The 10,176-nt window shown below is 45.4% G+C and carries 10 protein-coding genes; 1 reads left to right on the top strand and 9 read right to left on the bottom strand.

Going from position 1 to position 10,176, the window contains the following annotated elements:
* Positions 1-329 precede the first annotated feature (329 nt).
* The 7 genes from ppsA to AWB54_RS12300 form a co-directional block, all read right to left on the bottom strand.
* On the bottom strand, positions 330-2,954 hold the full coding sequence (gene ppsA / locus AWB54_RS12325; RefSeq protein ID WP_061214897.1) for a phosphoenolpyruvate synthase: 2,625 nt from the start codon (positions 2,952-2,954) through the stop codon (positions 330-332).
* 113 nt (positions 2,955-3,067) lie between these two features.
* Complete coding sequence (locus AWB54_RS12320; protein WP_061214896.1) at positions 3,068-4,066, bottom strand: class I SAM-dependent methyltransferase; 999 nt, start codon at positions 4,064-4,066, stop codon at positions 3,068-3,070.
* Between the two features lie 152 nt (positions 4,067-4,218).
* The gene (locus AWB54_RS12315; RefSeq protein WP_061214895.1) at positions 4,219-4,806 is read right to left on the bottom strand and encodes a TetR/AcrR family transcriptional regulator; all 588 of its coding nucleotides are present in this window, start codon (positions 4,804-4,806) and stop codon (positions 4,219-4,221) included.
* A gap of 182 nt (positions 4,807-4,988) precedes the next feature.
* Entirely contained in the window at positions 4,989-6,116 is a 1,128-nt protein-coding gene (locus AWB54_RS12310) for a M23 family metallopeptidase (protein WP_061214894.1), read from the bottom strand.
* 204 nt (positions 6,117-6,320) lie between these two features.
* Positions 6,321-6,494, bottom strand: coding sequence for a hypothetical protein (locus tag AWB54_RS16065; RefSeq protein ID WP_162839418.1), 174 nt, complete (start codon positions 6,492-6,494; stop codon positions 6,321-6,323).
* A 64-nt stretch (positions 6,495-6,558) separates the two neighbouring features.
* A complete protein-coding gene (locus AWB54_RS12305; protein ID WP_394326496.1) occupies positions 6,559-7,500 on the bottom strand; it encodes a ParB/RepB/Spo0J family partition protein in 942 nt (313 codons plus the stop codon).
* Positions 7,451-8,275 carry a ParA family protein gene (locus AWB54_RS12300; protein WP_061214892.1) on the bottom strand — a complete coding sequence of 275 codons (825 nt, stop codon included), beginning with the start codon at positions 8,273-8,275 and terminating at the stop codon, positions 7,451-7,453. The genes AWB54_RS12305 and AWB54_RS12300 overlap by 50 nt, the downstream gene beginning before the upstream one ends.
* 216 nt (positions 8,276-8,491) lie before the next feature.
* Between AWB54_RS12300 and AWB54_RS12295 the strand changes: the two genes are divergently transcribed.
* On the top strand, positions 8,492-9,277 hold the full coding sequence (locus tag AWB54_RS12295; RefSeq protein ID WP_061214891.1) for a hypothetical protein: 786 nt from the start codon (positions 8,492-8,494) through the stop codon (positions 9,275-9,277).
* A 16-nt stretch (positions 9,278-9,293) separates the two neighbouring features.
* Here the strand turns inward: AWB54_RS12295 and AWB54_RS12290 are convergent, their stop codons facing one another.
* On the bottom strand, positions 9,294-9,650 hold the full coding sequence (locus AWB54_RS12290; protein WP_061214890.1) for a hypothetical protein: 357 nt from the start codon (positions 9,648-9,650) through the stop codon (positions 9,294-9,296).
* Between the two features lie 41 nt (positions 9,651-9,691).
* The gene (locus tag AWB54_RS12285; RefSeq protein ID WP_061214889.1) at positions 9,692-10,171 is read right to left on the bottom strand and encodes a DUF5677 domain-containing protein; all 480 of its coding nucleotides are present in this window, start codon (positions 10,169-10,171) and stop codon (positions 9,692-9,694) included.
* Positions 10,172-10,176: the final 5 nt, after the last annotated feature.

Here is a 10,176-nt window from a genome sequence, read left to right as displayed (position 1 = left end):
GTTTTTGTGGTTATTAACATTTTACCAAACGGGGATGCACTTTTGGCGTCAATATGGGTTTTTTTAATGATTATTATATTGATTTATTGGGCTTTTCAGCCGGATTTTTTAGTCAGAAAGTTGAGTTAATAATCTTGATCTCTTGAATACCGAATTAACAGCATGGGAAAGCTCAAGATACTCTGCCCAATTAGGTGTTGATTGGCAATTTACTACCGTGGATGCCAGAATCAAATTGAAAAGACTTTATCCGCAGTTAAGAGTTGACAGACTACTATAACATTTAAACATCTATTGGAGCTGCCCCGTGGCTACTTAATCAAACATCCTTACAGGATTTCTACATATCCTTCCGAACCGTTGAGGCGAATTCGCTGCCCGTCTTTAATCAGCTTAGTGGCATCATCCACCCCGACAACAGCAGGGAGGCTGTATTCTCTGGCAATAACGGCTCCGTGGGTCATCATTCCGCCCACTTCCGTCACCAGGCCTTTGACGGATACAAAGAGCGGTGTCCAACCGGGGTCGGCGAATTTGGTGACCAGGATATCACCTTCTTCTATGATGGCGTCCTCCAATTTTAAAACAACCCGTGCTCGTCCCTCGATGACACCGTTTGAAACGGGTGTACCCGCCAAAGCACCTTTGGGAATGTTGCCGGTATCGTATTCTCCCATGATGACCTCCCCCTCGGAGGTCATTAATCGCGGCGGCGTCAGCTTTTCATAGACCTCGTATTCCTCTTTTCGCTTGGTGATAATACCGTAATCCAAGCAGTTTATTTTAACTGCCTCTTTGAGTTCCTCAAAAGTCAGGTAATAGATATCCTCCTCTTTCCGGATAAGCCCCTTTTGCACAAGCTTTCCGGCCTCTTTCAACAGTGCCTGCTTATAAATGTAGTTGCGTTGCATATTGGCATATTTGGGATATTCCCGGTAGCCGATCAAATTGCGCACAATGCCGATCATCTTCTTCGTCTTTTTTGCCTTTCTTTTGCCGCCGGGCAATTGTTGCAGGCGGCCTAAGAGCTCCTGTTCTTTCTCCTTCGCTTCTTTAAGCCCCTGCTCCAATTTAATCCTGTGGGCACCCGGCTCAAAGTTTCTGATATTGCTGAAGATCATGGGAATAAGCGCGGTGGGATGTTCGCTCCAACGGAGCCTGGTGATATCGATCTCACCGGAACAGCGCATGCCGTATTTTTCAAGGAATGCCTGTATGGCTGGGCTGACCGCCTCACCGCCTTCCAGCCTGGACAGGTCTTCAAAAAAAGTCTCATCACTGGCATGATGAAAATAATCAATTACTGCCGGATATTTTCGGACAGCATCGGCTACATCCAAAAGGTCAAGCCCCATTTCGGAAGTAATATTGTTGTCTACCGATTGAGAGAGCACGTCGACTGCACCTTTTTCGTTCAGCCATTTTTCCATTTTCTTATTGATCCAATTTGCGGCCAGCATCCCGACTATCCATGCTGCCACGCTTTGGGGGTCAGCTATGATTTGCATTAATCGCTTACGGTCCTGTAAAATGAAATCAAACAGTTCATCTCCGGATACAACTGCGATCCTTTGCTGCAGATCCCGGACCGATTCCTGGTTGCGGGAAATGAGATTTTTAATCAGGGCGGGGTCATTTTTGCGGTAGATATTTACGGCCTGAACGGGAAGCGCCCAGGATAGTCCCTCTGCCCCCATACGGAGTACTCTTTCCCCCCGCGGCAAAGTCTTTAAGAATTGCTTTCGCTTGAATAAATTCAGCATGGCGTTTTTTATCAAAAGATCCATTTCACCAAATGTTCTCAACGCTATTTTTCTTCCCGCCAGCGAGACCAGGTCATGAGTATAATCGTAAAACAACCTGCCGCCGGCTGAGCGTAGTGTATGGTCCTTGAGAAAAATCTGGCAGAAGGACATTCCCAATGGTGTGATGGGTTCGGTCATCATCTGCTGGTGGCCGTAGGATATATATACACGGTTTTTTCCGTCGCTTACATTAGGCAGGGGGTATAAGGTGGTGATGGGGCGGCTCTGAACGATATAGAAGGTATCTGCATAAAGGCACCATTCAATGTCCTGGGGCGAACCAAAGTAGGCTTCGATCTTTCTGCCCAGACCTTCAAGCTGTAAAATCAGCTCGTCCGTCAGGGTTTGCTTATTCTGCCGCTGGGGCTCGATCTCCCGTTTCCGGGTGCCTCCTTTTTCCAGGGCATAGATGGCCAGCTTTTTGGTGGATATCTTTTTATCGACGATCATGCCCTCCCGTACTTTATAGATGTCAGGATTCACCAGGCCGGAGACCAGGGCTTCGCCAAGATCGAAGCTGGCGTCGATGGACAGCACTTTGCGATTGGATGTGACGGGATCGGCGGTAAACATAATCCCCGACGCCTGGGGAAAAACCATCTGCTGTACGACCACAGACAGATGGACCTTGCGATGGTCAAACCCATTTTGCATGCGGTAGATTACAGCACGATCAGTAAACAGCGACGCCCAGCACCTGCTGATATGCTTAAGAATGGCATCTTTTCCTATAATGTTTAGATACGTGTCCTGCTGTCCGGCGAAGGAAGCGGCGGGCAGGTCTTCCGCGGTGGCGCTGGAGCGCACTGCATAGGCATTGTTTTCGCCTAGTAAGGTGATGTACGAAGCGATTTGCTCTTCGATTTCTTTAGCGATAGCGATCTCCTCAATGACCGTGCGGATCTTCGCGTTGATCTGGCTGATCTTTTCCAGCTCGCCTGGCTGAAAAAGAGACAACTGATCCAGCAACTGGTTAAGTTCTTTATTGTCCTCAATTATTTCTTTATAGGCTTCAATAGAAACGCAAAAGCCCGCCGGTACACTAATTCCTTCAATTCTGGACAGTTCCCCCAGGTTAGCGCCCTTGCCGCCGACTATGGCGAGCTTGGTTTTATCTATTTCCTCGAAACCAAGTACATATGGACTCATATTTAACCTCTTTAAACTTGATGTCCCTGCCCAAGAATCAACAATTTATGGAAGCATAAAGTGGCCAGTAACCACACGTATTTGTCCGCTTCAATGTTTCATAATTACCTATGCTATTCCACAACCGCACAGGCAAAATGGGCATGTTCCTGGGCATGGTAGTTGCCTGTGTGTCCCTGGAAGTAGAGCTTTTCAATATTTGAAGGGCTTAAATTCTCCTTAAGACGCAGCCCTAAAGCGTCCAGGTCGTGAGACAAGGTCGACGGGTCAAACCCGGATTTCATTTTTTCACCTGCTTTATGAGACCACAAAAACCACTGTCCCCGTGGAGCTACTTTTGCAGGGTCAAAGGCATCTGTATCCAGGTAATCAAAAATAACAGTACTGCCTTTGGGGGCGATACCTGCAACTGTGCGCAGGGTATCCAATACAGTTTCACGAGGCAGGTAGTAAGTGACACCTAGCCAGTTAAAGAAGCCCAAGGCTTTCGGGTCATACGATGAATTTTTAAGCGCCTCATCAAGCCTTTGGTGCGTGAAATCTACCGGAACAAAATATAGTTGCTTTGGAATCTCCCAACCCAATTCAGTGAGGCGTTGACGCTTAAAAGCTTGGGTAGCCGGATGGTCCACCTCAAATACCCGAAGCTTCTCCATCAGTTCCGGGCACCGGAAGGCAAAGGTGTCCATCCCTGCTCCCAAGATCACGTACTGCTTTACTCCTTTCCTGACAGCCTCCACCAGGCTGTCTTCGGTATACCTGGCCCTGCTGACTGCCAATGCGGGAGCTCCATGAGCATGCATATACCAATCCACGGCCGACGTTGGGCTGGAGATCAGGTTCAAGTCTTGGGGAGCAATAGCTTCAAAAGTACGTTTAACACGCCGGGGAAGAAAAAATTTTATGACGGAGGGAACAGCCTTTCGGGAGCCTATATAATAGAGTACCTTATTAGATTTGTATATCATCCCGTCGAAGTTTGTGCGTTGCTCTTCTGTAAGCAAGTGACCTGCCAAAAAGTCATCAAATATCTTTGGTTCATCATGCGCCGCATGATAGGCTCGACAGTAGGTTATTATTGATGCGGAATAACTAGTTTTATTCTTTTTCATTGATATCCCCTCCAATTAATTATCTCCATATTGGCTTAATCTCCGGCTATGACGTGCTTTGTTTTATCTATTCCCTCAAAACTAAGCACATACGAACTCATATTTAACCTCTTTAAACTTGATGTCCCTACCAAATGAATCAACATGTCCAATTAATCCTGATGGATGGCAATACCTTCCTTGATTATTTGAACTGCACTTTCCACTTTCTTTAAATACCGGGTCTCGTCAAACCCACTGTATAAATATTCATTAAAAACGAAGATATAAATCAATTTAATAACAACTTCGGAGTCGATTTCCATCTTGATTAGACCGCGCTGTTTATCACGCTCGATTATTTCGATGTACTTTTTGTTGGATGCTCTTAGGAGTTGCAGAATGAATTCGCTGTTATCAATCACCGTCAACGCGCCTATCTTGGTATACTCTGGTCTCATCTTGCCTACTTTAATGGTTCCTTCGGCTCTTTGCATAATGTTTTCAAAAAAGCTGGCATCTGGGTTGAAGGCTCCTATAATCTCATGTATATCCTGTGAGACTTTTTCCACCATATAAAGATAAATGTCTTCTTTGTCGGCAAAATATTGATAGAAACTGCCCTTTGGTATACCTGCATTCTTGACAATTTGGCTGATGGATGCTTCGCTGAAACGCCGGGTGGAAAACTCCTGTACGGCAGCATCAAATATTCGCTTCTTCTTCTCTTCGCTCAAATTAAAGAAAGTACTTTTGGGCATTTTTTTCCCCCTCTAGAGACTGGGTGGTCATATAGTACGTAAATAATAGCTAAACCCACTGCGTGTGACCACCCCGTCATATTATAATAATATTGTATGACTGCCCAGTCATATTGTCAAGATATTATTAACTGAAATGGTACTATTCGATCCCGTTATCTTTCTTTTTAAGAAGCCAACACTTACCATGCTGCCGTATAATTGGAGAAGTACAGCAGGGGGTCGACCCTGGTGCCTCCGGCATAAACCTCAAAGTGCAGATGCGGACCTGTGGACAATCCTGTGCTGCCCACCAAGCCGATAGTCTGACCCTGTGTCACCGTCTGCCCGAAAGCGGCGCTCATTTGGCTCATGTGGGCGTAAAGGCTCATATTGCCGCTGCCGTGGTCGATAATGAGATAGTTCCCGTAGCCGCCCGCATCGTAAGCTGCGGTTGTGACCACGCCGTCCGCGGCAGCCAGTATCGCTGTTCCGTATCCCGCACCGATGTCGATACCGGTGTGGGTTTTGTAAATGCCCAGAATGGGATGCAGCCTGGTGCCAAAAAAGGAAGTTACATAGTCACTGGCGGCGCTGGGCCAGATATAAAAGCCCTCCGCGATAACCTCCGTTCCGTCCCCCAGGTGTCTCAAACCCGTGATCAGGGCTATAAAATACTGGTCATAGTCGCCGCTCAGAAGATCCTCCAGCACTTCCCTCTGGTCGTCGTTAAAGCGATAGACTGCCGCCTGCTCCCCTGCGATATGCAGAACGCGCTCGTACCATGTTCCCCCGTCGCTGTCGGTATGCGCCACGGTTTCTATCCAGTGGTCAATTTCTGTCATATCCCAAAATACCTCCCGGATGAGGTCAACACGGGTCTGGTCGATGGTGACGACATCCATGCCGTCATCGGTCAGGGCGGTTTTAACGGCGAACACGGACAGAATGTCTATCCAGATATTGCCCCGGCTGCCTCCGGTGCCGACGTACTGAACATCCAGCGTGTCCCATGTATTTTCGTTCTTGATTTCCTCTATCCGCTGGTTGTATTCCTCGTTCACCTCCTGTATCACCACGGAGACGGGTATTACCCCCGCATCCTGGTTCTCATCGGAAAAGAGAAGGCCAAAGGGAGACGCGAACAAGGCGGCCACGGCGATAATAATCAGGAACAGGGCAAGGACGGCCCCGCCTGCCCCCACCAGGGCAATCAGGCTCTTGGTCAGCGCGGCGGCGGCTTTGACGGTCAGTTTCGCCATATGCATAGTGAATTTGGCGGTTGCCCTTATCTTGACTACCAAGGCGTCAACCTTGCGGTTCTGCACCATAACAGGGTTCGGAACACCCTGTGGCTGTTCGTTCTACCGCTTCATGCAAGCTATTTCTTGTATTACCTGCCGAAAGGCAGGGATATTTCTTTTTTCGGCTGGTAGTTTTTAAGGAGCGAGGCATGGAGAAGGGCGAAGGAAGGAGGCGCTGTCTGCATGTTTTATAAACAGGCGGACTACCCCTTTAGTATAGAATTGTGTATTTTACTCTTTAAAAACAATACATCTCTCTTTGCTGCATTTCTCTTGCTGCTTATCGTAATGAAGGCAATGCTTGCAATCCCGATCCGGCATAGTTTTTACGGGATCGTGTTCATGCTTCGGCTTCTCCTGCATCATGCGCTCATAGGCCTGCAGCCGCCCTTCCGTAAAGTACATCTAAGCGCCTCCTTTCCAAAGGGCATAAAAAAACGCTCTCCTTTAAGAGCGAATCTGCCGCGTTTTAGCGTTCCTGTTCCCGCTGCCGCTTTTTGTACCAGCTTTCAAGAAGCTGAACGATTAGGTCCTCTTTCTGTTTTTCGGTAAAGTTACTAGGGAAAAAACGGTCAATGCGTTCCCGCCGAATATTGAATTTTTCCTTTTGGTTCGGCTTTTCCTCAGTCAGAATGGAAAAGATGACATCCATATTCAGCCTGCCGTCCTGGCTGAGCTTCTTCATCCGCTGTGCTTGCGCTAAAGACGGGGTGCATTCTTCCGATCGCATGGTTTCATAAAGCTCCTGTTGTTCCTTTTCGGCCAGGTAGGAAAGCTCCACAGCAGGGTTAAAGGCGATTTGCTTTTCGTCCACCATTTCCAAAATGGGCGAAATTAGCTCAGTCAAGCGGATATATCGGAATATTTGAGGATCGCTTTCACCAGATTGTTTTGCTAAGATTTCTCTTGATGATGTTCCTTTTAACTTCTGTTCAAGTTGAACAGAAGTTAAATCTGTCCGTTGTCCCTGCCTGTTCATGGCTTCCAGCTTCATTTTATAGGCGAAGGCTTTCTCACTTGGCAGGATGCTTTCCCTTTGCAGGTTGTTGTCAACCATGATAATTGTCGCGGCGTCGTCATCCATTTCTCGGACAATGCAGGGCATGGTTTCCTTACCCACAAGCTCGCTTGCCTTTTTGCGCCGGTGTCCGGCAACCATTTCATAGCCGCCGTCCGCTTTGGGCCGAACAAGGCCGGGGATTAAAACACCGTATTGCTTTACGCTGTCTGCCATTTCCAGCATGGCCTCATCCGCTTTTACCTTAAAAGGGTGGTTGGGAAAATCACTGATTTCCGACAGGGGAATATCCATCACCTTTTCGCGCTGCTGCTCGGCGCGGCTTTCCTCGGTAGTAAACAGATCATCTACTGAGGCCAGCTTGATGTTGTCTCTTGCGCTGCTTTTCGCCAATGTTCTCCACCTCCTTTGTAAAGGCTTCATAGGCTTTTGCCGCCAGACCATGGGGGTCGTGAAGGTAAATGCTCTTTCCTTTGGCGCTGGTTTCAGCCGCACGAATAGATAGGGGGATTTCCGTTTGGAAAATGCGCAGCTTGTCGCCATAGTCGCGGCGCAGGATAAAGGAAATGTCTTTGGCAAAGTTGGTGCGGTTATCCACCATTGTCACCAGAACGCCGTCAATGATCAGCTTCGGATTGATTTGCCGCCTTACCCTGGCTGTGGTCTGTAAAAGCTGCGTCATTCCTTTGGCAGGCAAATAGTGGGCCTGTACAGGAATAATTGCGCTGTCCGCAGCAGCAAGGGCGTTGATGGTCATCATGCCTAAACTCGGCATACAGTCGATCAGCACATAATCATACCTATCTTTGACGGTATTGATGTAGCTACGCAGCACCGTTTCCCGGCTCATGGTGTTGACGAGGGAAACCTCAATGGCCGACAACTCAATGTTGCCCGGCATGAGGTCAACGCCCTCCGCATGGTGGAGGATACCCTCGTCAGGTTCATACGGTTCCTCCAACATGCTTTTGGTTAAAACGGTCGCCAGTGAAACAGGTAGATTGTCCGGCTCATGGAAGCCCAACGAATCCGTTAGGTTGCCTTGCGCGTCCGCATCCACTAAAAGCACTTTTTTTCCCTGCATCGCAAGGCCGATACCCAGGTTGACCGTTGTGGTCGTTTTGCCCGTGCCGCCTTTCTGGTTGGCAAGGGCGATTACTTTTGACACTTGAAATTCCTCCTTTCACGCAAAAAGGCCGCCTGCTTTATCGGGATAATAAAGCAAACGGCTTTTTTATTTGTTATATGTTATATAATGAAAAGAGAACACCATATCCATATATTGACGTTCTCTTAATCATTGCATAATCTTAAAATGCAATCCCAATGCAATATACATACTCTCTAATTTAATTAGTTGAGCTATTTGAACAGGTGGTCTGTTATGAAACAACGGAATCCTTATGTTGACAATAGAATTCTGCATCGAATCAAGTATGATCGCGATAGTTATTCTGAATGCATTTATTGCGGAGAAAAAGCAGATTCCAGAGAGCACGTGCCATCAAAGGTGTTTATACGCAAACCTTACCCTGAAAACCTAAGCATTGTTCCTTCATGCAGCAAATGCAACAGTGGATATTCCCTCGACGAGATTTTTGTTTATTTATGTATCGAAAAGCTAAAAAAATGCTATTATCAAGATTATGAATTTTGCAATGAAACTATTTCGCGAATAGAAAAATATCAAAACATCGCAGCCGAAGTGGACAGCTTGATAAAAAATCTCCAGAATCAAACATTATCAGTTAATCCCTATGCTCTTACAGATTATAGAATAAGCAACGTACTTGAAAAGCTGGCACTAGGCCATGCGGTATATGAACTAAGTATTGGCTACAAATCCTATAGTTGGTCTGGGAAATGCAATTCCATTTTTTATAAATTTCTCCCCAATTTATGTGCCGATGAAATTGAAGAGATTGACTCCTGTTTTAATCTGAATGATGAATTGCTGCCGGAAATAGGATCTAGAATTTACGATAAAATTTATATAATTAAGGCAAAAACTGATGAAGGCATGGAATTTTCTCTATGCCTGCTTGATTGGATTGATGTTCAAGATAAAGCCTATAGATATACATGCTATGTCTTTGGCAGCACTATAATAGTTAAAATAGTAATTTTCGAATTTTTGTATGCTGTAATAACCTTTGAAGAAAATCCCTAATAAAATCTTGATTTATTTAAAGTATGAGGTTTCGATATATCTCTTCTACTTCTTTTTCCCATGCCATGCCCTCAATCTCGTGCAACTTTAATATCATCTTATGATACTCTGTCAATTGCCTATCAAAATTTTCAGGATCTATGCCCTGCAAATGCATAAATTTCAAAGTGCAAATCAACAAAAGAATAAGAGCATTTGCCAACGTGCTTGCACCTAATGAAATTGCTTTTCCATATTTACCTTCATTCATATCATTAGCAATATCTTTCTTTTGCTCCAAAATATCAGCATCTAAATGCGCTATTTGACTGCTTAGTTTATAGTCATATACCAGGCTTATATATAAATTGGGGTCAAGCTCATCCTCAAGCAATTTTAGAAGGCCATTATTTTGCCATCTGCTGTAAATCCTATTTAATTCCTTATCAGAATGCCTGCCTTAAATCTTTTTATTTCTTCTTCAGATACTAAAGCATCATGCAACGCTTGATGCTTTAATGGCTCAACTCCAGCTTTTTCAACCAGATTTCTGGCCGCATTATGAAGCTTAAGCCTGTTTATAGAAGGAATAATATTTAAATATTCATCCAACTTAGACAGTATTTCTTCATTTGTTCCTTTGAAAATGTAAAGAAATTTTAATGCTCCTTCTGCAGCCATTCTGCTAAGAAATTTTGCATCCCATATGCGTCCAAATGAAATTAACATTATGAAGCTCTCTGCAGTTTCTATCAAGCTTGCATATAGCTGGACCAGCGAATACTGTATTTTGTCTGGCAACGGGGAAGCTTTTGAATATAATGGTGCAATTGCAAATACTAGTTCTTTTAGTCTATCACCAGCATCTATTGCAAACTTATTCATTATTGATTCATATGTCTTAAGCTTATCCAAAAAAC

The sequence above is a fragment of the Syntrophomonas wolfei subsp. methylbutyratica genome (assembly GCF_001570625.1).
In the GTDB taxonomy this organism is placed as follows: Bacteria; Bacillota; Syntrophomonadia; order Syntrophomonadales; family Syntrophomonadaceae; genus Syntrophomonas; species Syntrophomonas methylbutyratica.
The sequence above is the reverse complement of the archived record's forward strand: the minus strand, read 5'-3'. Positions and strand labels throughout refer to the sequence as shown.

Coding starts and splice junctions, on each gene's coding strand:
- ppsA (WP_061214897.1), bottom strand. CDS start 2,954: ATGAGTCCATATGTACTTGGTTTCGAGGAAATAGATAAAACCAAGCTC.
- AWB54_RS16065 (WP_162839418.1), bottom strand. CDS start 6,494: ATGTACTTTACGGAAGGGCGGCTGCAGGCCTATGAGCGCATGATGCAG.
- AWB54_RS12315 (WP_061214895.1), bottom strand. CDS start 4,806: ATGCCCAAAAGTACTTTCTTTAATTTGAGCGAAGAGAAGAAGAAGCGA.
- AWB54_RS12295 (WP_061214891.1), top strand. CDS start 8,492: ATGAAACAACGGAATCCTTATGTTGACAATAGAATTCTGCATCGAATC.
- AWB54_RS12320 (WP_061214896.1), bottom strand. CDS start 4,066: ATGAAAAAGAATAAAACTAGTTATTCCGCATCAATAATAACCTACTGT.
- AWB54_RS12310 (WP_061214894.1), bottom strand. CDS start 6,116: ATGGTGCAGAACCGCAAGGTTGACGCCTTGGTAGTCAAGATAAGGGCA.